This window comes from Phyllobacterium zundukense (assembly GCF_025452195.1).
Classification (GTDB): Bacteria; Pseudomonadota; Alphaproteobacteria; order Rhizobiales; family Rhizobiaceae; genus Phyllobacterium; species Phyllobacterium zundukense_A.
In genome coordinates, this window is the sequence record NZ_CP104973.1 from 1,656,866 (window position 1) to 1,676,961 (window position 20,096).

The 20,096-nt window shown below is 56.7% G+C and carries 19 protein-coding genes and 1 pseudogene; 5 read left to right on the forward strand and 15 right to left on the reverse strand.

The window, feature by feature from the left end; translation table 11 throughout:
- Positions 1 to 32: 32 nt before the first annotated feature.
- Positions 33 to 1,826: a chloride channel protein gene (locus N8E88_RS20510; RefSeq protein WP_262295267.1), complete on the reverse strand. Its 1,794-nt coding sequence runs from the start codon at positions 1,824 to 1,826 to the stop codon at positions 33 to 35.
- Positions 1,827 to 2,020: 194 nt separating this feature from the next.
- Between N8E88_RS20510 and N8E88_RS20515 the strand changes: the two genes are divergently transcribed.
- Positions 2,021 to 2,932 (forward strand): GlxA family transcriptional regulator, encoded by a 912-nt coding sequence (locus N8E88_RS20515; RefSeq protein WP_262295268.1) that lies wholly within the window; start codon positions 2,021 to 2,023, stop codon positions 2,930 to 2,932.
- Here N8E88_RS20515 and N8E88_RS20520 read toward each other — a convergent pair.
- The 9 genes from N8E88_RS20520 to N8E88_RS20560 form a co-directional block, all read right to left on the reverse strand.
- Positions 2,922 to 4,175, reverse strand: a complete 1,254-nt coding sequence (locus tag N8E88_RS20520) for a Zn-dependent hydrolase (protein ID WP_262295553.1) — start codon at positions 4,173 to 4,175, stop codon at positions 2,922 to 2,924. The two genes, N8E88_RS20515 and N8E88_RS20520, sit on opposite strands and share 11 nt — an antisense overlap.
- An 11-nt stretch (positions 4,176 to 4,186) precedes the next feature.
- Positions 4,187 to 4,957 carry a glutamine amidotransferase gene (locus N8E88_RS20525; RefSeq protein WP_262295269.1) on the reverse strand — a complete coding sequence of 257 codons (771 nt, stop codon included), beginning with the start codon at positions 4,955 to 4,957 and terminating at the stop codon, positions 4,187 to 4,189.
- Between the two features lie 30 nt (positions 4,958 to 4,987).
- Complete coding sequence (locus N8E88_RS20530) at positions 4,988 to 6,079, reverse strand: phosphotriesterase family protein (RefSeq protein WP_262295270.1); 1,092 nt, start codon at positions 6,077 to 6,079, stop codon at positions 4,988 to 4,990.
- On the reverse strand, positions 6,080 to 7,108 hold the full coding sequence (locus N8E88_RS20535; RefSeq protein WP_405044627.1) for an ABC transporter permease: 1,029 nt from the start codon (positions 7,106 to 7,108) through the stop codon (positions 6,080 to 6,082).
- Positions 7,105 to 7,908, reverse strand: a complete 804-nt coding sequence (locus N8E88_RS20540; protein WP_112523872.1) for an ATP-binding cassette domain-containing protein — start codon at positions 7,906 to 7,908, stop codon at positions 7,105 to 7,107. Before N8E88_RS20540 ends, N8E88_RS20535 begins: the two co-directional genes overlap by 4 nt.
- A 72-nt stretch (positions 7,909 to 7,980) precedes the next feature.
- Positions 7,981 to 8,919: an ABC transporter substrate-binding protein gene (locus N8E88_RS20545; RefSeq protein ID WP_262295271.1), complete on the reverse strand. Its 939-nt coding sequence runs from the start codon at positions 8,917 to 8,919 to the stop codon at positions 7,981 to 7,983.
- Between the two features lie 141 nt (positions 8,920 to 9,060).
- Positions 9,061 to 9,669, reverse strand: a complete 609-nt coding sequence (locus N8E88_RS20550) for a cupin domain-containing protein (RefSeq protein WP_262295272.1) — start codon at positions 9,667 to 9,669, stop codon at positions 9,061 to 9,063.
- Between the two features lie 113 nt (positions 9,670 to 9,782).
- Complete coding sequence (locus N8E88_RS20555) at positions 9,783 to 10,673, reverse strand: MBL fold metallo-hydrolase (RefSeq protein ID WP_262295273.1); 891 nt, start codon at positions 10,671 to 10,673, stop codon at positions 9,783 to 9,785.
- Positions 10,674 to 10,753: 80 nt separating this feature from the next.
- Positions 10,754 to 11,647 carry a DMT family transporter gene (locus N8E88_RS20560; protein WP_262295274.1) on the reverse strand — a complete coding sequence of 298 codons (894 nt, stop codon included), beginning with the start codon at positions 11,645 to 11,647 and terminating at the stop codon, positions 10,754 to 10,756.
- Between the two features lie 302 nt (positions 11,648 to 11,949).
- Between N8E88_RS20560 and N8E88_RS20565 the strand changes: the two genes are divergently transcribed.
- The 3 genes and pseudogenes from N8E88_RS20565 (at position 11,950) to N8E88_RS20575 (ending at position 15,285) form a co-directional block, all read left to right on the forward strand.
- Entirely contained in the window at positions 11,950 to 12,171 is a 222-nt protein-coding gene (locus N8E88_RS20565) for a hypothetical protein (RefSeq protein ID WP_262295275.1), read from the forward strand.
- Between the two features lie 134 nt (positions 12,172 to 12,305).
- Positions 12,306 to 13,973 (forward strand): annotated as a pseudogene (locus N8E88_RS20570) (xanthine dehydrogenase family protein molybdopterin-binding subunit); the annotation flags it as partial.
- A gap of 157 nt (positions 13,974 to 14,130) precedes the next feature.
- On the forward strand, positions 14,131 to 15,285 hold the full coding sequence (locus N8E88_RS20575; protein ID WP_262295276.1) for a fumarylacetoacetate hydrolase family protein: 1,155 nt from the start codon (positions 14,131 to 14,133) through the stop codon (positions 15,283 to 15,285).
- Here the strand turns inward: N8E88_RS20575 and N8E88_RS20580 are convergent.
- From N8E88_RS20580 to N8E88_RS20595, 4 genes are all read right to left on the reverse strand, one after another.
- Positions 15,282 to 16,220 carry a phosphatidate cytidylyltransferase gene (locus tag N8E88_RS20580; RefSeq protein ID WP_262295277.1) on the reverse strand — a complete coding sequence of 313 codons (939 nt, stop codon included), beginning with the start codon at positions 16,218 to 16,220 and terminating at the stop codon, positions 15,282 to 15,284. The genes N8E88_RS20575 and N8E88_RS20580 overlap by 4 nt on opposite strands.
- Positions 16,213 to 16,872 carry a lysophospholipid acyltransferase family protein gene (locus tag N8E88_RS20585; RefSeq protein WP_262295278.1) on the reverse strand — a complete coding sequence of 220 codons (660 nt, stop codon included), beginning with the start codon at positions 16,870 to 16,872 and terminating at the stop codon, positions 16,213 to 16,215. Before N8E88_RS20585 ends, N8E88_RS20580 begins: the two co-directional genes overlap by 8 nt.
- Before the next feature lie 19 nt (positions 16,873 to 16,891).
- A complete protein-coding gene (locus tag N8E88_RS20590; protein ID WP_262295279.1) occupies positions 16,892 to 17,314 on the reverse strand; it encodes a hypothetical protein in 423 nt (140 codons plus the stop codon).
- 93 nt (positions 17,315 to 17,407) lie between these two features.
- Positions 17,408 to 18,958, reverse strand: a complete 1,551-nt coding sequence (locus tag N8E88_RS20595; RefSeq protein WP_262295280.1) for an EAL domain-containing protein — start codon at positions 18,956 to 18,958, stop codon at positions 17,408 to 17,410.
- A gap of 286 nt (positions 18,959 to 19,244) precedes the next feature.
- Here N8E88_RS20595 and N8E88_RS20600 point away from each other — a divergent pair, with 286 nt between their 5' ends.
- Complete coding sequence (locus N8E88_RS20600; RefSeq protein ID WP_262295281.1) at positions 19,245 to 19,631, forward strand: hypothetical protein; 387 nt, start codon at positions 19,245 to 19,247, stop codon at positions 19,629 to 19,631.
- A 34-nt stretch (positions 19,632 to 19,665) separates the two neighbouring features.
- Here N8E88_RS20600 and N8E88_RS20605 read toward each other — a convergent pair whose 3' ends face one another.
- Positions 19,666 to 19,944, reverse strand: a complete 279-nt coding sequence (locus N8E88_RS20605) for a nitrile hydratase subunit beta (protein WP_262295282.1) — start codon at positions 19,942 to 19,944, stop codon at positions 19,666 to 19,668.
- Positions 19,945 to 20,096 lie beyond the last annotated feature (152 nt).

Here is a 20,096-nt window from a genome sequence, read left to right on the forward strand (position 1 = left end):
TGCCATTTCGATCATATTAATGGGTCCTGACCCTAGATTTCTCCGGAGACATCGCGCCGCTGTCTGTCCAGTTCTTCGCTATAGCGGCGGAGTGTATGGCTTTCGGTAAGGAGGCCGATGACGCGGCGCTCGACAAGGTCACTGACGACAGCCAGTTCTTCACTTTCTGCCTTGTCAAAAATAGCGGCAGCCTGTTTGGCGTTCATCTGGGGTTGCAGGAAGTCGTTCTTGTATTTGATCAGGCCGATGATCGATTGGCCTTCGTCGGAGCTTTCGGTCACGCCCGAATGTGCCTCCGGTACCAGAACCATGCCGGCATATTTGTTGTTATCGTCGACAATGATCACGCGCTGGGTTGAACCAAGCGGGAAATCACGGCGAAACTCATCGATGCTCAAGCTGGATTGCGCTGTTCGGACATCGACACGCATGAGCTTGGCAACGGTCAGATTGCGAATCCAGCCCACATCATGGGCACTTCTGATACTTTCGCCCCTCAGGTGGAAACGCCAGGTAGCGAACGAATAGCCGAACAGATTGCGTACAGTGAGCGAGGCGGTAATCACGGCCGCAAGGACCAACACCGTTATGGGAAAATCGCCAGTGATCTCGAGGGCAAGGAACGTCATGGTCATAGGGCCGCCGATGACCGATACGGCCAGCGCACTCATGCCGACAACGGCATAAATAACTGGTGTCAACGTCGCATGGGCGAAGACGTAGGGTGCCGAATAAGCAAAGAGCTTGCCCAATAAAGCGCCCATGAACAGCGAGCCGAAAAACAGGCCGCCGCGGAAACCCGAACCGATGGAAATCGCCGAGGCAAACGCCTTGAGCAGGAGGACGCCAATCAAAGCCGCGATCGGAGTTGTGTTATCGAGATTGAGGTGCAGTGCGCCGTGACCGCCGGAGAGAACCTGAGGTGAGATCAGCGCCAAAAGGCCGATGAGAGCACCGCCAAACAATGGCCGGATCGGTCCGGGAATAAAGCTCTTTCGCGCAATCTGCTCGATAAACGCGACCCCCTTCATGAGAAGGATGCCGGCCAGTGCGCAGAAGACACCGAGAAGCAGAGCCGGGATATAATCTGCCGGGACTACTGTACCGAAATTGCCGATATCGATGATAAAATTATCGCCGGCTAGCACGCGCGCGATAATTGTGGCGACAAGCGCAGAAACGACGACTGGCGCGAGACTAAGGATCGTATAGGAGCCGATGATCAACTCGAAGGCGTAGAATGAACCGGTTAGCGGGGCGTTGAACGCAGCCGCAATCGCGCCGGCTGCGCCACAACCTACGAGGATTCGCAGGTCCGAACGACGCAATTTCAACGAGAGGCCAATCTTCGAAGCGAGGCCCGATGCAAGTTGGGTGTAGCCGGCTTCGAGACCAACCGATGCGCCGAAACCGTTGGAGATGAGGTTTTGAGCAGTAATGATGAGGCTGTCATTGAGTGAAAGACGTCCGCCGTGCAGTGCGTTTGCCTCGATGGGGTCGACCATGGGTCGTTTGCGATAACGGTTGAGGATAAGCAGTAACAATCCCAAAATGGCACCGCCCGTCACAGGTGCGACGAGCAAAAGAACGTGATCATTCGCCATGATCGACGAGAGCCGCTCGCCTTCGTTCAACCCGAAAATCAACTCGTGCATCGTCTGTGCGATGAAGCTCATGGCGGTGACGACGGAGCCCGATACGATGCCGACAGCAGCTGCCGCAAGAACCAGGCCGAGTTCGGTGCTGCGGGCAAATGCACGCAACCGGCTTGGTGCAAGAAATATAGAGAAAATGCCCAATCGGCGCAGTGCCAGTTTGCGAGACATTGTCGGCCCGGAGAGTTTGGTTTGATCATCAGAGGACAGGTCGACAGCCGAATATACGTCTATTGTGTCAATGCGTTGGCACGATTCATATCATTTTCATTCAGATGATGGCGCGCGAGTCCTGCGCGCGCCCTGAGTTCCTTAGTGGCTCAGCAGACGAGCAGCCAGCTTGCTGTGTGACAGGTTGGGCCCGAGTGCCTGGCGCGCCGCCTCGAAAGTGTTCCAGTCAGCCGCATGCCAATCTGGCACTCGATGAGCCCCACTATAAAGTCAGCCTTTTGTCGGAGAGGGGCGGGCTGATCGCTTCGTCCGCTGGTTTTTCTGTCAGCACTGACCCTTTCAGCGACGCTCCATTCGATACGGTGCTGGTGGTGGGTAACAATGACGTCGAGCCGGTGTCGTCAGCCCTGATCGATTTCTTGCGCGAAGTCGCACCGCGATCACGCCGCATTGGCTCGACCTGTACCGGCGCTTTCATCCTTGCCGAGGCCGGGCTGCTGGACGGGCGGCGCGCGACGACCCACTGGTTCCATGCCCGGAATTTCCAGCGGATGTTTCCCAACGTGAAGATGGAGGAGGATCGCATCTTCATCATCGACGGACCGGTCTGGACATCCGCCGGCATGACCTCGTGTATCGATCTGGCTTTGGCGCTGGTGGAAAAGGATCTGGGGATCGATATAGCCAAATCAGTTGCCCGAAAGCTCGTCGTCTATCATCGCCGTGCGGGTGGGCAATCGCAGTACTCGGCGCTGTTCGAACTTAATCCGAAATCTGACCGAATCCAAAAGAGTCTCATCTATGCCAGGGAAAATCTGCACAAGGAGCTGTCGGTAGAGCAACTCGCGGAACTCGTGCATCTCAGCCCGCGCCAGTTCAGCAGGGCGTTTCAGGCAGAAACCGGCCAATCACCCGCCAAGGCTATCGAGAACCTGCGCGTGGAGGCGGCGCGGTTGATGATTGAAAATGGTCGCATCCCGATTGATACAATCGCCCGCGATGTTGGGTTCGGTGATCGGGAACGCATGCGCCGCGCATTTCTGCGGGCTTTCGGGCAGCCACCGCGATACATGCAGCGGAATGCTCGGACAGAGGCTATTTCATAGCCATCTGAAGCGCGGCCAGAGTCGATTCCAGCAAAACCTGTGCGCCCAGTATGGAGTGTTCGGGTTTGACGAATTCCGCTTCATTGTGGCTGAGACCATCGCGGCAAGGCACGAAGATCATGGCAGCATCGGTGACCCGCGCAAGGAAAAGTGCATCATGGAACGCGCCCGACAGCATTGGCTTGGAGGTAATACCGAGACGCGTTGTTGCCTGATCGATAGCTTGCAATAGCAATGGAGAAAATTGCGCCGGTGGCATGTCGAACGTTCTGCGGATGGTCACTGCACAACCGAACGTCGCCGCCTTTTCTTCGCAGGTTGCGCGAATATGGTCCTCCAGTCGTGCCAGTTCGGCAGCGTCCGGATGGCGCAGGTCGACGCTGAAGGATACCTTGCCGGGAATGGCGTTGATTGACGCTGGCTCTAGCGATATGCGGCCGATGGTCAATCGGGCCCGCTCATCGTTGGGCATGACAGAATTGTAAAGCTCCTGTAGCGCTTCGGTGACCGCTACCAGCGGATCGCGGCGGAACGAGAGCTGCGTCGTTCCGGCATGGGCGGTCTGCCCAGTGACCACGACCTCGAGCCAGCGCGTACCTTGAATCGCATGGACGATGCCGATCGGGATATTCTCGCGCTCAAGCGATGGGCCTTGTTCAATATGCAATTCCAGATAACCGGAGAGCGGGTTTCCTAGCGGGCGCAGGATCGCTTGCGGAAGTGCATCGAGTGTCGCCGCAAGTTCCTCGCCCAATACCTTGCCGTCGGGAGAATGGGCGGAGTGCCATTGAGCCGGGATTGTACCCGTGGCAAAGGCCATCGATCCCATGCAACCTGGAGCGTACTGGCTGCCTTCCTCGTTGGTCCAGGCAACGACCTCGACAGCCGAGGGTGTCTGGATGCTGGCATCCTCCAGCGATTCGAGCACTTCGAAGGCTGACAATGTACCAAGCGCGCCGTCGAAGCGACCTCCCATGGGCTGACTGTCAAGGTGGCTGCCGATCAAGAAAGGCGGAAGGTCGTTGGAAAGCCCACGCCGGTGGATGAACAAATTGGCCATTGGATCCTGGAAAACGCCAAAGCCGCGCTCCAAAGCCAGATTTGCAAGTTTAGTCCGGGCGCTCCGATCTTCGGGAGACAGTGCCTGACGGTTGACGCCACCTGCCGGCGTAGCGCCAATAGCAGCGAAGTCATCCAGTCTCTGAAGGAGACGCTCTCCGTTGATCTTGCCACCTCTGTTCATTGCGATTTGGGTCAATCTTTCGCAATCGCCCAGGCAAGCATCTGTTCGAACAGCGTCTTATAGCCCTTCCACGCTATAAAATCCGAAGGGAGCCAGTGCGGCCCGACATCGGAGGTCCAGGCGAGTGTGCGGCCTTTGCCGTAGGTGCCCGTGACGAGAAGGGGCTGTGAGCCGTAGTCGGTGGAAACCGTTGCAAGGACTTCCGCGCCGTCCTTGACCGTGACCTCGTTGTAACCGAGCAAGATCGGCCAGTCCTTGCCGAGTCCCTGCAAAATGCGATGGTCGCCAGAGCCGGTTACGACAGGGGTGAACCCTTCCGGCACCTCGATGCGGTCGTCGACGGAAAGGCAAGTCACCGGCAGGACCTCTTCCACCGCCGTCTTGTGATAGCGTGCGCCGCCATTGATACCCTGGAAACTGTAGTAGCCCCCAAACATCAGCAGCGCACCACCATTGCGAACATAGTCGCGCAGCAGGCGAAGGCGGTTCGGCGTCGTCTTCGAATGAATCCACGTATCTGGATGCAGGAGCAATGTGTTGGCGCCGATATCGGAAAGAATGATCGCCTTGTACTCGGACAACGCTTCAATCGTTTGAGGGAAGTCGCGTTGCGCTTCGTGCGCCGGCATGAATTTCACGTCGAAGTCGCTGTCCTCCAACGCCTTCAGCAATTCGTCGGCGCCGGTGTGGTAGGTGACGGTCGGGAATTGGTCGAAACCCTTGATGTGGGTCGCGGTGGAAACCCATGACTCACCGGCGAGTAGAACTTTGTGTTTGGACATGAAAACTCCTTGAATACCAAAACGCAGCGATCAAGCCACAGCGGAAAATACGGATCTGGGGTTGTCTGTGAGCATGCGCTCGATGGTTCCGGCGTCGACGCCGTGGCGCTTGAGGCGTGGCACGAAGTGCTTGAGAATATAGCCGTAACCGAAGCCGCCATAGCGTGTCAGCATCATCTTCAGGAATACGTCCTGCGAGAGCAGAACGCGGTCGCCAAACCCCATATCGACGAGTGAGCGAATGGCACGGGCGTTCTGTTCGTCAGATGGTGACTGAGCATCCTGATCGGCGTAGTAATAGTCCATGCCGATCATATCGTATTCGAGGAACGCGCCGCGCTTGGCGAGCCCAGCCTGGTAGGGCAGATCCTCGTGACTGGGGTTCATGTGGCAGAGTATCGTGTGGTGGAGATCCGCGCCTTCTTCTTCGACGATGTCCAGTACCTGGTTGGCAAGACGTTCCCAACCTGGCAGATGGATCGATAGCGGCACGCCGGTAAGACGGGACGCACGCGCCGAAGCCCGCAACGACTTGCGCTCTTCGGATGTGAAGTCCTTGCTGACGCCAACTTCACCGATGATTCCCGCCATGATCTCGGGTTGCGTATTGCCGCCGCCCACATCGTTGACGAGAAATTCGGTGACCGCATCGACATCCATAGCTTTCAGCCATTCGGGATGGGTGTGTTGCAGGTAGAAGCCGGAGCCCATGACGATCTTCAGATTGGCCATGCGGGAGATGCGCCGCAGCTTCACCGGATCGCGGCCGATGCCGATGTTGGTGGGATCGACGACGGTGTGGCCACCGAGCGCCTGAAAGCGTTTGAGTTCGGAAAGCGCAAGGTCCGCATCGTCCAAGGAAACGTTGTCACGATTCATGTATGGGTTCATGCGCAATTCGCCGATGATCTCGATCGATACAGGCTGATCCGCGATCGCCAATTCGTCGGGATGGCACGGGCATTTCCAGGTTGTGGCTCCATCCAGCAGAATGTGCTCATGCATCAGGGTAACGCCCATTTCGGCGACAGGCAGCGGCCCCTGAACGGTCATCAGGGTTCCGGACTTGATCCCGATCGGTGCACGTCCGCGTTCATTGTTCTGAAAGTCGAGGCCTGTCATTCATCTGCTCCGGATCGCGCCGCGGAACAGACGGAAGTTCAACCAGATTGCGACAAGGATGATCGTGCCGGTAACGATGGGTGTGAAGAATGGTGACATGTGCGCAAGGATAAGGCCATTGCCGATAACGGCGACGGTCAAGGCTCCAAGGACGGTGCCAATCAGCGTGCCCCGGCCGCCGAAAAGACTGGTCCCGCCGAGCACGACGGCGGCAATCACTTCCAGCTCAAAGCCTTGTCCGGCATTGGACGAACCAGAGCCGAGGCGGGCGGCGAGGATGATACCGGCCGCTGCCGCTGCTGTGCTCGAGAGGACATAAACCATCAACGTTGTTAGCCGCGTATCGACACCGGCGCGGCGGACAGCCTCGGCGTTCGCACCAATGCCGGTCACATAGCGGCCGAAGCGGGTTTCGTTGAAGACGAGGTACGCGACGACAAGCACGACGAGGGCAATCAGCGCGGGGACCGGCACGCCGAGAAACCAGGCGCGGCCGATAACCGTGAAAGGGCTCGTTGCTTCGACCGGGATGGAATAACCGCCAGTGATAAGCAGAGCTATGCCGCGGATGACAGACAGCCCGGCCAGCGTGACGATGAAGGCAGGTATCCGCTCATATGCAATGAAAAAACCTTGAATTGCACCAATGGCAGCGCCAAGCAGCAGCATCGCGACGATGACCAGTGGCCAGGGCAAGCCAGCCTGCAATGTCACGGCCGACAGGGTGGCGACGAGCGCGAGAACAGAACCGACCGAAAGGTCGATACCACCCGTTGTGATGACGAAGGTCATGGCAGCCGCCACGATCAAGAGTGGTGCCGATTGCCTGACAATGTTGAGGAGATTCGGCGCCGTTAGAAAGGCGTCGGTAATGCCGGAGAACAACAGGCACACGACGAGAAAGAAGATGGCAATGGAAACGACGCTGCCGTTGGCCATGAAACGATCGTGCAGCGTGCTTTTTCGGACGCGCGTCTGAGCGGCGGCCGGATGCAGGGCATCGTTGCTTGAAGTCGATGGATTGCTCATGGCCGTGCTCCATTGTCTTCGCTGCGGCGCGCCGAACGAGCCTGGAACTTGCGCCCGACGATGAGGTTCACCACGTCTTCGATGCTGGTGTCTTCAATGCGTCTTTCGGCGACATTGCGGCCCTCATACATAACCTGAATGCGGTCGCAGACCAGGAACAGATCCTGCAGACGGTGGGTGATCAGGATCACACTGACGCCGCGGGCGCTGACAGCACGAATAAGATCAAGAACTGCCTCGACCTCCGCGACCGCGAGGGCTGCCGTTGGTTCGTCCATGATGAGAACGGAAGGTTCGAAGGAAGCCGCGCGGCCGATGGCGATGGATTGACGCTGGCCACCAGAAAGATTTTCAACCTTCAGACCCGTATCCGCAATGACGATGCCAAGCCGGTCGAGCATGGTGCGGGCCTCGTCGTGCATCCGCCTTTTGTCGAGAAAGGGCATGCCCAATATCCGGCGTCTCGGTTCCCTTCCAAGGAATATATTACCCGCCACATCGACGGTATCGCACAGGGAAAGGTCCTGATAAACCATCTCCACATGTTCTGATCTTGCGTCGGCGGGCGAGGAAAAAGATACGGTCTTGCCGTCGATCTCGATAGTTCCTGCGTCCGGTATGACGGCGCCGGACAAAACCTTGCTCAGAGTCGATTTGCCGGCACCATTGTCGCCGACGAGACCGAGCACTTCACCGGGCTTCAGGCTCAACGATACATTGTCGAGTGTCTGGATCGTATTGTACCGCTTGGATATGCCGGTCATGCGGACCCGGTAGGTTTCATTACCAATATCGTTCATCGCAATACCATTGGGTTAAATGACGATAGGACCGGGCGCGGCATGTGCGGCCGCGCCCTTGCAGCACTTGTTCTACTTGAACATGCCGCGGAACTGGTCGACGTTTTCCTTCGTAACAATTGTTACCGGCACGTTGATGATGGGCTCGATTTTTTCGCCCTTCTTCAGTTTGGTCAATGCCTCGATGGCAGCCTTGCCTTCACCGGCAGGATCCTGCTGAACAACAGCTGTGACCCAGCCAGCATCGATGCCCTCAACGGCTTGCTTGGTCAGGTCCCAACCGAAGACCTTGACGTCCCCCGTGCGGCCCTGGCTCGTAACGGCAGACACGGCACCGACCAGAGCCGGCTCACCCGTTGCGTAGAGCGTCGTCATGTCCGGATTGGCGGTCATCAGGTTTTCGGCGGCAGTCAGCGCCACGTCCTGCACGTTCTGGCCATCGACTGTATCAAGGAAGGTGATCTTCTGGCCACTGTCCGCAACGGCCTTCTTGAAGCCGTCCAGACGCTGGTTCTGAATGAAGGAATTGAGAGCGCCGATCACGCCGATTTTGGCAGTTCCCGACAAGTTGGACTTGACGTAGTCGGCATAGAACTTGCCGATGTCTTCGCCCGCCTTGGTGTTGTCGACACCGACGAAGGCGACATTGTCCCCATCAGGGATCTGCGCATCGATGGCGATAACCGGGATGCCGGCAGTCTTGGCGGCGGTGATCGCAGGCTTCACACCGTTCACATCGATAGCAACCAGAATGATGCCGTCGACCTTCTGGGTGATATAGTTTTCCATGGCGTCATTCTGGGCGCTTGGAACATTGTTGGCGTTGAAGATAACCAGTTTGGCACCGGCGGCATCGGCCGCCTTTTGTGCGCCTTCATTGATCTGGTTAAAGAAAAGTGCCTGCTGGTTGATCGTGACCAGCGCAAAGGTATCGGCCCAGGCGGACGAGCCAACAACAAGACACATGGCGACAGCTGCAGCACAGCCCGAAAGTATTTTGGTAAGACGCATCCCGATTCCCCTTTTTATTTGATGGAACGCCCATGTGAGGGCTTGTTTAAAAAACTGAACGCAGGGGCATAATTCAAGAGACTTGAATGCTTGTCAAGTAGTTTGAACAAGTTCAATCTAATGCTAAGGGCGGACGCGCGCCTAAAACGTCGGTGGTGTATTGACCCAGAAAATACTTGCACGCTTTTTGCCCGTGTTCCGGTAGGAGTGGGGCAGGTCGGAGTTGAAGACGAACGCGTCGCCCTCTTTGAGCTCAAACTGTTTTTCGCCGACTGTGAGTTCGACTTCACCCGAGAGAATATAGCCCACTTCTTCGCCTGCGTGTTGGATCGGGCCTGCGCTGGCTCCATCCTTTTCGATATGATGGATGTTGCATTGGAGCAGGTGCCCAGGCGAATAGGGAATGACGCGCTCCAGCGATATGCCTTCACCGCGCCGCAAAGGATCAAGGGCGATCAGTGGCCTTGCGCCCGCACGGAAGACGATGCCTTCCTCGCCGTCCGACTCTTCGAACATCCAGCCGATATTGGTTTCGAGAACCTGGACCAATCGGTGCAGCATCGGCAGGGAAGGCGATGCCTTGCCATTCTCGATTTTCGACAACAGGCTTTCTGAACAGTTGGCGGCTTCGGAGAGGGCCTTCAGTGTCAGGCCGCGTGTCTGCCGTGCCAGTTTCAGCCGTATGCCAAGCCGAGCCGGATTTGTCTCGGTGATACCGTTTGGCTGTTTTTCGAGTTCAATCTTGTTCATGCCTTGCCGTGACCTGTCAGCTGGTCAATAGGTTGTGAATTCGTAAATCTGGTCAGCAGATTTAGAGTGCACGACCTCGCATACCTTGGCGCTCATGGTCTGACAATGCAAGATCAATCCCATTTCGTGTCGCCGAGTGCATTCAGGGGTATCTTCAGAAAGCGTTCGCCGTTCGCTTCTGGATCAGGCAGCCTTCCGCCATTCATGTTGACCTGCAGGGCGGGCAGAATAAGTCTGGGCATGGGGAGTGTCTTGTCGCGGGCTTGTCTCATTGCCACGAACTCTGCTTGGGATTTGCATCGGGATACGTGGATATTGTGGCGCTTCTGGTCGACCACAGTGGTTCCCCAGCGAGGTTCACGCCCCCCGGGTTGATAGTCGTGGCCGACAAAGACTCTGGTCTCATCCGGGAGCGCAAGAATGGATTGAATGGATTGCCATAGATGCTTGGCGCTTCCCCCCGGAAAGTCGCAGCGGGCGGTGCCGCCGTCCGGCATGAACATCGTATCGTGGATGAAGGCGCAGTCGCCAATGACATAGGTGATCGACGCAAGTGTATGGCCCGGTGAGAACATCACGACCCCGGTCAGCTTCCCGATGTTGAAACGGTCTCCCGCGTGAAACAGGTGGTCCCATTGCGATCCGTCAGCGGGAAAATCCGGCCAGTTATAGAATTGCTTCCACAAGGCCTGAACCTCGACGATATGGCCGCCGATCGCGGTCGTTGCGCCTGTCCTGGTTCGCAGGTAGTCGGCTGCCGAAAAATGGTCGGCGTGCGGATGGGTCTCCAGTATCCACTCGACCTTCAACCCATTGGCGTCAACGAACTCCAATATTCGGTCAGCGTTGAGGGTAGCAGTCGCTCCGGACTTTTCGTCGAAATCCAGAACCGAATCGATAATCGCACAATGCCGGGTCACGGGATCTGCAACGACGTACTGGACGGAGTTCGTTCGTTTGTCGAAGAATGCTTGAACATCCGGTTTTATGGCGGCTTCCAACATTTTCGCGCGTCCCCCGAGCTCGGTCTTGACACGATTCTCGCTGCTTTTGGTTCAGCTTGTCAATCAGCGTAAGGATTGGGTCATGATACATTATTCTGTTGAACCAGGCGTTGTGCTTTGGCCTTTCGCGATGCTCCTGAAATCACATGCACGATCACTGCCGCGAAAACGATCGATCCACCAAACATTGTGCTCTTACTTGGCACCTCGCTGAACACGAGCCAGACCCAGAATGGCGCCAGGGGAGCATCGAGGGAACCGATCAGCGCGGTTTCGATCGGTGGAAGGAGCTTCGCCCCAAGGGTGAAGAGGGCAAGGCCCACGGCAGAAACCAGTATGCCGAATAGCGCAATGAGCATCAGATCATGGGCCGTCACGCCGAGCGGATTGCCAAGCGGCCAGCAGACGAGGGAACTGACGAGGGCCGACAGGCAGGCCGCAGGCATGACTGAAACATCCGGCGAGCGGCGGACGATGATCATGAGCACCGCCATACACAGTGTCATGCCAAAAGCGAGAGCATCGCCGAAGACAGTACCTTCGATGCTGAAACCAACCATAAGCGACACCCCGGTCGCGGCAGCGATGCTGGCGAGAATGGCACTCCACGTCGATCGTTCACCGAGAACGAACCAGCCAAGAATTGCTGCCACAAACGGGATGGTGGCATAGATGACAGCGACATGCGCTACGGTGGTTTCCTTCAAGGCACTGATGAAAAACACCATGCCGAGCGCGGAAATGCCAACGAAAAGCCAGCCAGCCTGACCCATGTCGCGGAAGCTCGCCCAGAACCGGCCGCGCTCGGTAAAGGCCATCACCGTCGCTATGCCGAGCGAACCGAAAATGCCGCGCCATGCGAGAATGGTCCAATTGTCCTGCGGGATGACGCGCGTGAACAGACCCGCAAGGCTCCATGCAATGGCCGAGCCGGTTACGAAAAGCAGTCCGAGTTGATAAGCCGATGGCTTCATGATTGCCTTGACGGTTCGAGGACAGGACACGTGCGTGATCTAGCGCCGCTGTTGCATGAGATGGCAAGGCGCCGAGCGCCAAAATTGAGATGTTACTGACACGATGATGTCAGTTGTTGAGTAAGAACGGCGTACGCAGTTTGTATAACAATCACACAATCTTGATTGTATCGGGCACCGGCTTAATTGACCCGAGTTGCTGGTCTATCTAACATTGGAGTCGTTCCAAGTTCTCGCCAACTTTTTGCACGCGCCGCATATCCCGGCCCCGATTGTTGGAAGTTTGATCCCAAGGATTGCCTGTGAAATTCGGTCGTTTTCTTACCGGTCTTGGAGCACTGATCGTTGTCGGTGCTGCGGGTGCTTTTGTTTACGCGTGGAAGCGGGAAATTGCTCCAATCAAACCACCGGAACGCGGGTCTTTCGATCAAGCATTGGTCGAGCTGGGGCGAAACTCGCTGCGGTCGGCAATTGCACCGCTTGTCACACCAACCCGGGAGGGAAATCCTTTGCGGGCGGGCTGACAATTCCGACACCGTTCGGGACGATATATTCCAGCAACATCACACCCGATCCGGAGACCGGTATAGGAACGTGGTCGGAGGCAGCTTTTCAACGGGCCATGCGCGATGGCGTCGGACGCAAGGGCGAGCATCTCTCGCAGCCGAAGTCGAAGCTCAAGTCCCCCGACGCTTATGAATATATTGGCAAGCCTTTCGCGCGTGTGGATATCCCGGCCAAGGTTACCGGCGGCCCCGCCTATGTACAGGACATGCGGTTGCCGGGGATGTTGCATGCCCGCGTCATTCGCCCGCCAAGCTGGTTCGCGACGCTGAAGAATATCGATACCGCTTCCATCAAGGCGATGCCGGGTGTGGTTGCTGTTATTCGTGATGGCAATTTCCTCGCAGTGGCTGCGGAGAAGGCGTTTCAGACCGTACAAGCCATGCGGGCTTTGACGGACCTTGCCGAATGGGAAGAAACGCCCCGCCTGCCGAACGAACAGGATCTACCCGCCGTTCTGCAAAAGAGCGAAAGCGAGCAGGGCGTCGTCGCCGAGGCTGGCGGTGATTTTACTGGCGGCGTGAAGACATTCAGCGCTCAGTTCATGCGGCCATATCAGATGCATGCATCGATCGGATCTTCGTGCTCCGTGGCTCATCTCGACAACGGCACGATGACGGTGTGGACCCATACCCAGGGCGTTTACCCGGACCGCAAGGCTATCGCGCAAATGCTCGGCATGCCGCTGGACAAGGTTCGCTGCATCCATACGGAAGGATCAGGCTGCTATGGACATAACGGCGCCGACGATGCAGCCGGCGACGCGGCATTGATTGCACGTGCCCTGCCAGGCCGACCTGCGTGACCAGGAGCATCTATGGGAACCGTACGGTCCGGCAATGCTGACCAAAGTCAGCGCATCGCTCGATGCATCGGGCAAGATCGTCAATTGGAAATATGACCTTTGGAGCAACACCCACTCGGCAAGGCCCGGCAGTGCGGGCGCACTGCTACCTGGGCAACTGATGGCGTCGGGCTATCCGCCAGACAAACCCGTGATGAGCATAACGCCGCTTGGCAATGGCGATCGCAACGCCATCCCGCTCTATTCCATCCCCAATATGCGGGTGCTTTGGCACTTCGTCGCCGATATGCCAGTGCGGGTTTCTTCGCTACGCGGGCTGGGCGCCTATGCAAACGTCTTTTCGATTGAAAGTTTCATGGATCAGCTGACGAAGGAAGCAGGAACCGATCCGGTTGAATTCCGTCTCAAGCACATGGAGGATCCAAGGGCACGCAAGGTGATCACGACGGCGGCCGAGGCTTTCAACTGGTCGAGCGATCCCATGCCAGAAGGACGCGGCCGGGGATTTGCCTTTGCCAAATACAAGAACCATGCCGCCTATCTGGCACTGGCGATGGAGATCGATGTCGACAAGGAAACCGGCAATATCCGCATACCGCGCATTGTCTCTGCTGTCGATTGCGGCGAGGCGGTGGCACCGGATAGCATCCGTAACCAGACTGAGGGCGGCATCATCCAGTCGTTGAGCTGGACGATGTATGAAGAAGTCAATTTCGATAATACCCGGATTACCAGTTCGGATTGGTCGACCTATCCGATCCTGCGTTTCAGTGCTGTGCCGAGTGTGCTCGATGTCCATATCGTCGATAATCCTGGTTCGCCCTATCTCGGCGTCGCCGAGGCGGCAAAGGACCGACATCCGCCGCACTTGCCAACGCAATCGCCAATGCAACTGGCAAGCGCATTTGCGATCTGCCTTTTTCGCCGGCGCGGGTGAAAGCAACGCTCGGAGTTTGACACGACTTCAGCGTAACCTGATTTGGCTGGAGCCTCTTGCATCATGCGGTCTTGATTGGTGGGATGCCCTGTCGCATAACTGCGGCGCATTCATCCGCAGCCAGCATTCGCAGCTGGGCTGGAAGCGCGCCACGCCACAGATATCAGGAATCAGACTATGCCAAATACAATTGTGCCCAGCTCCGGTGTTCTTGTCGGTCGCGCCAAAATTCCCGGCCATGCCACGCCGCGGATTGTTGCGGTGCGTGATGGCGTAGTTTTCGATATCACTGCCAAAGCAGCGCCGACGGTGCGCGATATTGCCGAACTCGACAATCCAGCCAGTTATGTTTCCGGAACTGCGGGAACCAGGCTTGGTGATGTGGACGCTATCATCGAGAACAGCTGGACAGAAAAACATGATCCGGCGCTTCCTGCGCTGCTTTCTCCGATCGATCTGCAGGCCGTAAAAGCGTCAGGTGTGACCTTCGTCGCTTCCCTGCTCGAACGCGTCATCGAGGAACAGGCGAAAGGCGACAAGGCCAAGGCCGATTCACTGCGTGACGACGTTCTCAAGCTTATCGGCGCGGACCTCTCAAAGATCGTCCCGGGTTCTCCTGCGGCGATGCAGGTCAAGGAGGCATTGATCGCCCGCGGCGTCTGGAGCCAGTACCTCGAAGTCGGGATCGGTCCCGATGCCGAAATCTTCACCAAGGGTCAGCCCATGTCGACTGTGGGCTTCGGTGCAGATGTGGGGTTGCACCCGATTTCGAGCTGGAACAATCCGGAACCGGAAATCGTGCTGGTCGTTTCAAGTGCCGGGCGCATCGTTGGTGCAACACTCGGCAACGACGTCAATTTGCGTGATGTGGAAGGACGCTCGGCTTTGCTGCTGGGCAAGGCGAAAGACAACAATGCCTCGGGCTCTGTCGGACCATTTGTTCGCCTGTTCGATGGTGATTTCACCATAGAGACCGTCAAGGCCGCGGAACTCAGCATGCGCGTCGAGGGAGAGGACGGGTTTGTGCTCGATGGCCATTCTAGCATGGCGAAAATATCACGCACACCGGAATCGCTGGTTGAAGCTACGATCGGAAAGCACCATCAATACCCGGACGGTCTTGTGCTCTACCTCGGAACCATGTTCGCGCCGGTCAAGGATCGCGATGGACCGGGCAAGGGTTTCACCCACAAGATGAACGACGTTGTTTCGATCTCGACCCTTTCATTGGGAACATTGTCCAACCGCGTCCGGCTTTCAACCGAATGCGCGCCATGGACTTACGGTACCAGCCATCTTTTGCGTGATCTCGCAAAAGCAGACCTTCTCTAGGTCCAGAAATAGCGGACGATGTGAAAGAAGATCGGGGCGGCAAAGACCAGACTGTCTGCCCGGTCAAGCATGCCGCCATGGCCCTCGATCAGGTGGCCCCAATCCTTGACACCACGATCACGCTTTATCGCGGAGGCGACCAATCCGCCGAAGAATCCCATGATGCAGGCGAGCGCGGCCATCAGGCCGGCTTGTGCCGGTGTGAAAGGCGTCAGCCAATAAAGCGCGGCTCCGAGGAGTGATGCGCTGATAACACCACCGATCAAACCTTCCCAAGTCTTGGACGGTGATATTTTGGGCGCTACCTTGTTCCTGCCGAAGAGCTTGCCGAACACGTATTGCAGCACATCGCTGCCCTGCACTGTGGCGATCAGAAATGCAATGAGCAGGAGGCCTTTGCCTTCGAAACCGGGTATCGGAAGCGTCAGCAGAGCCGGTACATGGCTGAGGCAATAGATAGAGAGCATGATACCCCATTGCTGCTCGCTGACGCGCTCGAGGAACCGCTCAGTATCGCCGGAGATCGCTGTCAAAGCGGGCATTGCAAGGAAGCAATAGACTGGCACGAAGATCGCGAACATTCCGTACCATTCGATCCAGAGCAGATAGTACTGAACCGGAATAATGATCAGAAACATGCCCAGGAGTATCCAGTGGTCACCGCGGCGCGTGTGTGTCAGCGTCACGTACTCGCGCAATGCAGCAAAAGAAACAAAGGCGAACAGCAGGATGACACCTCCCTTGCCGAAAAGGAATGCAATGGAGATGGTGGCGATCATGATCCACCACGCCTTGATCCGCGAGTTCAAATTGGCAAGTGTTGAAGGCAGAACATCGCCTTTGCGTGTGCTCTTCCAGCTCAGCGCGGTCGCGACGGCGCTAGCGGCCGTCAATATGCCAAGGAGGCCCAGGAACAGCCATATCGTTTCAGCCATGGTTGAGCGACCTCTGGTGTTCCGGGTTAAGCTCAAGCAGAGCCAGCCGCGCCCTGTCGAGAAAAGCATGACGATCTTCGGTGGGCGTAAGCTCGACAGGTGCGCCGAAGATCACGCGGCAAAGTAGTGGTACCGGTAAAAACGCACCCTTTGGAAGAACGCGCGACATGTTTTCGATCCAGCAGGGAATGAGCTCAACATCCGGACGGGCGAAGGCCAGGTTGTATAGCCCCGAGCGAAAACGCAGCAGTGGATCATCGGTCATGTTGCGCGTGCCTTCGGGAAAAATGATCAGTGAGTGACCATTGTCGAGTGCGTCCAGCATGATGACCATCGGGTCTTGCTCGCGCTCCACCCAGTTCCGTTCTACGAGCACGGTATTGAGCAGGTCACGCGCCAAGACGTGCCGGATCCTGTTTTTCCTCCAGTAATCAGCTCCGGCAACCGCACGGGTGCGTTCGCGCTCTTCCGGGAGCAGGCATGTGGAAAGCAGAATGAAATCGCCATGACTGGCATGGTTGGCGAAATAGATTCGTTGGCGCTTCGACGGTGCACAGCCTTGCCAGATCGGCCGCACGCCGGTGATGGCGCGCGCGACGCCGGCAAGCACCATGGCAGCCGCTCGCCGCAATAGCGGTTTGGTTTCGATCATATGCCCCCTCCGGTTGTTTTTAACCGGTCCACAACCCATAGGCTGTTATCGCAGCGAATAAAGCAAGAAAAGCCGCAAAAGCAAGGTGCAGTTTTATCAAGAGGCTATTGGTTCGTGTCATGCGCGCTTGCAAAGGTCGCGTCCTGTCAGGCCGCTTTCGCAAATGCATGCGCGCGAGAATGTCATCCACCGCGCGGCAGCCCTCGGTCTCGTCCTCGTGCGACGCGATAAAACGAAACAGTGCGGCATCGAAACGAAGATAGACGGCCAGGAGAAGGGTCAACAACCCGCCAATGATCAACAGCGGCCAGAGCCAGCTGAAAAGTGGACCTCCGGCATCGCCGATGATCGATGATGCAACCAGAAGGACGCATGTCAAAAATCCATAGGTATGCGCCCGGTGTTTCAATCGGGCCGCGAAGGTTGCTGCGTCTTCCTCCATATCAGTCATCCCGTTTGATTGTGCCGTATGGCTTGTTGCTGCATATGATCGAGGGTGGCACGGATTTCAAATCAGTTCGGGACGCACGAAGGCTCAAGTAAACGAATTCAGGAGTTCCTTGATTGTTGCCGCACTGGTAGGGCGGCCGAACAGCCACCCTTGTCCGTCAACCTTGGGAACAAGGGCCGCAAAATAGTCGCGCTGGGCGGGTGTCTCTATGCCTTCGACGACGATATCCAGGTGATGGACATGAGCCATGCCGATGATCTGCGGCACGATTGACACGGAGACGGAACCCGTTCCGATCGTTTGCGTAAAGGACCGGTCGATCTTTATCCCGTCGACATTCAGTTCACCGAGATAGGCGAGGCTCGAATATCCGGTGCCGAAATCGTCGATGAATATCCGGTGTCCGCGGGATCGCAGGCGCTTGATTGCCTCTATGGCGTCGACGGCGTTGGCGGTCGAACGTTCTGTGATTTCAAGTACAATCTGGCGACTGGCAACGTTCGCCTCCTCAAGACGCGACGCGAGCTGGGCACTGAAATCGCGATTGAAAAGATCCGCAGCCGCTATGTTGATGCTGATGTGAAAATCGGGATTGGCATCGAGAACTGGCGCCATGTCCTTAAGCACATTTTCGATAACGCGAATGGTAAGTCGGTTAATCAATCCGGCTTTCTCAGCAACGGGGATAAACACGTCCGGGGGTATCGTTTCCCCTTTTTCCTTCCAGCGCACAAGCGCCTCGGCTGCTACGGTGCGACCTGTCGCTATATCGACGATAGGTTGATACTCGATCGTTAGTCTATTATGCCCGAGTGCCTGTTGCAGCCTCGTTTTCATGCTCAGATTGTTACGCTGTAGCAGGATGATAATCGTCGCGAGAGCGCCACCGAGCGTAGCGCCGAAAATCGAGATGATCGCCGTGATCGGCTGCGCTGATGCTTCAAGCTGGCTGACCTCGGCGTGAACTGTCACGCATGCCATGTCTCGGCAGGCATCGCGGTAGACAATATCTCCGATACGGCCAACGCCATCGGCCGGTTTCACATCAAGCTTGCCGATATTCAATGGGCCGAACATCCCGACTGTAGAAGATGAGCCTTGTGGATTGTACATCACGACGTAGGCATAGGCGGAATTTTTAAGCGTTTCAAAAGAGGCGGGGTCGAGTACTACATTTGCCTTGCCAATACCGATAATCGGGGCGCTGGAATTGGATATGGCCAGACGCGAATTGGCATAAATCAGCTTCCCCGCGGGCGTTTCGAGATCATGTGCGACCAGCGGCATAGGATTTTTTCCGTTACCAAACACCGCGGAGCAATGAAAAAAGCCATCGCTCACTCTGCCCATGTCCTTGAGATATCTGGTGCCGAACAGCACGTCGCGTAAATACGATATCTCCTTGTCCGAACAAAAGGGATAGGGGGACGTATTGATGACCGTCAGCATCAGGTCGGCTTCGGTAAAAACATCGACCGCGCGATCAAGAAGTCGTTCAGAGAAAAGTCGCATCTGCCCGCGGTCACTTGAGATGACGACAAGCCTGCTGATCCACATGCCGCAGAGGGCGCCGGCGGCAATGAGCACAGCAATCAATATTGCTCTGTACCACAGCCGATCAAAATAGCGCGACATTAGGAGAATCCACCAAGCTTTCCACCACGGGGTCGACACGCCAGTTTGTTGACTCGAGCGCCAGCTTATCAATGACACTACGACCGTTAATATTTCTCTGATTTTCCGGAATCCAGGGAAAACTAAGTAGTTTGATTTAATTCCAACGTAGATGCCGTCATATCCCGGGTATTATCCATACTGACATGAATGGGTCGACCGTCGTGCTACGATTAAACGCAGCCGGCCAGTGTTTACGATACAAATCTGACTGACTGCGATGAAGTGAAGAAGAGGAGAATTCACCATGTCCGGGATTAGAATTGATCGTCGCGCCTTGCTTCTCAGCTGCGGCGGAGCTGTCATCGCTGCGCCCGTCGCAGCTTTCACCACAAAGCCGCCACGCCGGGACACCGAACCGTCCAGCGATCTGCTGGCGCTAATCAAGGCGCACGAGACAACGTACGAAGCGTTTGGCAAGGCAATGCAAGAGAAGGACTACAGTGGTCACGGACATGACAAAGCCAGCCGGGCTGAGGAAGAAGTGCTTCTGGCTGTCTGCGCCTATTCCGCGATCAGCGAAGGGGATCGCCGGACCAAGGCAGGATATCTTCTGAAGATTGCGGCGCGCGGCGAGCTCGACCTGGCAGAACACATGCAGGCTCTTCTCCACTCGGCGATACCGAAAGAATAGGATCGATCGGTTATCGCGGAAAGCAGTGCACTTTCTAGTGGTCTGCAACCGAACGTTTACGCGGCTCTACAACGAGCTTCGCAAGTTCCGAGACTGACCACGGCTTGTCTGCCCCGGTATCGTTGGCGACCTGAAGAATCCGGATCGGCAAGCAAACAGCAGTATACCAATCCTCGCTGCGGGCAGTTGTCTCTGCCTTTTCGAGCGCGGCGTCCAATTCTTCTTGCGTGACAACTCCCTTCGCGACCAACAATCGATTGATCGATGCGATGGCCAGACAGAGACCTTCAAGTTGCTTGTTGACTCCATGCATGGCTATATCCTCCGACTGAATTATTCGGGCGGATGAAATGTGCCCTTGGATTCAACGCACAAGAACGCAGTTCGATCCAATCTCGTCAGGGGCGTTCATCAGCCCGTGTCATAACTAGGACACAACCAGGTGCAGACTCGTGGCAAGGGCTT

What these genes read in the sequence shown, in the direction of transcription:
- N8E88_RS20600 (WP_262295281.1), top strand. Translation starts at nt 19,245, where the DNA reads ATGTCCGGGATTAGAATTGATCGTCGCGCCTTGCTTCTCAGCTGCGGC.
- N8E88_RS20520 (WP_262295553.1), bottom strand. Translation starts at nt 4,175, where the DNA reads ATGAACAGAGGTGGCAAGATCAACGGAGAGCGTCTCCTTCAGAGACTG.
- N8E88_RS20575 (WP_262295276.1), top strand. Translation starts at nt 14,131, where the DNA reads ATGCCAAATACAATTGTGCCCAGCTCCGGTGTTCTTGTCGGTCGCGCC.
- N8E88_RS20530 (WP_262295270.1), bottom strand. Translation starts at nt 6,079, where the DNA reads ATGACAGGCCTCGACTTTCAGAACAATGAACGCGGACGTGCACCGATC.
- N8E88_RS20580 (WP_262295277.1), bottom strand. Translation starts at nt 16,220, where the DNA reads ATGGCTGAAACGATATGGCTGTTCCTGGGCCTCCTTGGCATATTGACG.
- N8E88_RS20550 (WP_262295272.1), bottom strand. Translation starts at nt 9,669, where the DNA reads ATGAACAAGATTGAACTCGAAAAACAGCCAAACGGTATCACCGAGACA.
- N8E88_RS20555 (WP_262295273.1), bottom strand. Translation starts at nt 10,673, where the DNA reads ATGTTGGAAGCCGCCATAAAACCGGATGTTCAAGCATTCTTCGACAAA.
- N8E88_RS20590 (WP_262295279.1), bottom strand. Translation starts at nt 17,314, where the DNA reads ATGGAGGAAGACGCAGCAACCTTCGCGGCCCGATTGAAACACCGGGCG.
- N8E88_RS20545 (WP_262295271.1), bottom strand. Translation starts at nt 8,919, where the DNA reads ATGCGTCTTACCAAAATACTTTCGGGCTGTGCTGCAGCTGTCGCCATG.
- N8E88_RS20605 (WP_262295282.1), bottom strand. Translation starts at nt 19,944, where the DNA reads ATGCATGGAGTCAACAAGCAACTTGAAGGTCTCTGTCTGGCCATCGCA.
- N8E88_RS20595 (WP_262295280.1), bottom strand. Translation starts at nt 18,958, where the DNA reads ATGTCGCGCTATTTTGATCGGCTGTGGTACAGAGCAATATTGATTGCT.
- N8E88_RS20585 (WP_262295278.1), bottom strand. Translation starts at nt 16,872, where the DNA reads ATGATCGAAACCAAACCGCTATTGCGGCGAGCGGCTGCCATGGTGCTT.
- N8E88_RS20535 (WP_405044627.1), bottom strand. Translation starts at nt 7,108, where the DNA reads ATGAGCAATCCATCGACTTCAAGCAACGATGCCCTGCATCCGGCCGCC.
- N8E88_RS20560 (WP_262295274.1), bottom strand. Translation starts at nt 11,647, where the DNA reads ATGAAGCCATCGGCTTATCAACTCGGACTGCTTTTCGTAACCGGCTCG.
- N8E88_RS20510 (WP_262295267.1), bottom strand. Translation starts at nt 1,826, where the DNA reads ATGTCTCGCAAACTGGCACTGCGCCGATTGGGCATTTTCTCTATATTT.
- N8E88_RS20540 (WP_112523872.1), bottom strand. Translation starts at nt 7,908, where the DNA reads ATGAACGATATTGGTAATGAAACCTACCGGGTCCGCATGACCGGCATA.
- N8E88_RS20525 (WP_262295269.1), bottom strand. Translation starts at nt 4,957, where the DNA reads ATGTCCAAACACAAAGTTCTACTCGCCGGTGAGTCATGGGTTTCCACC.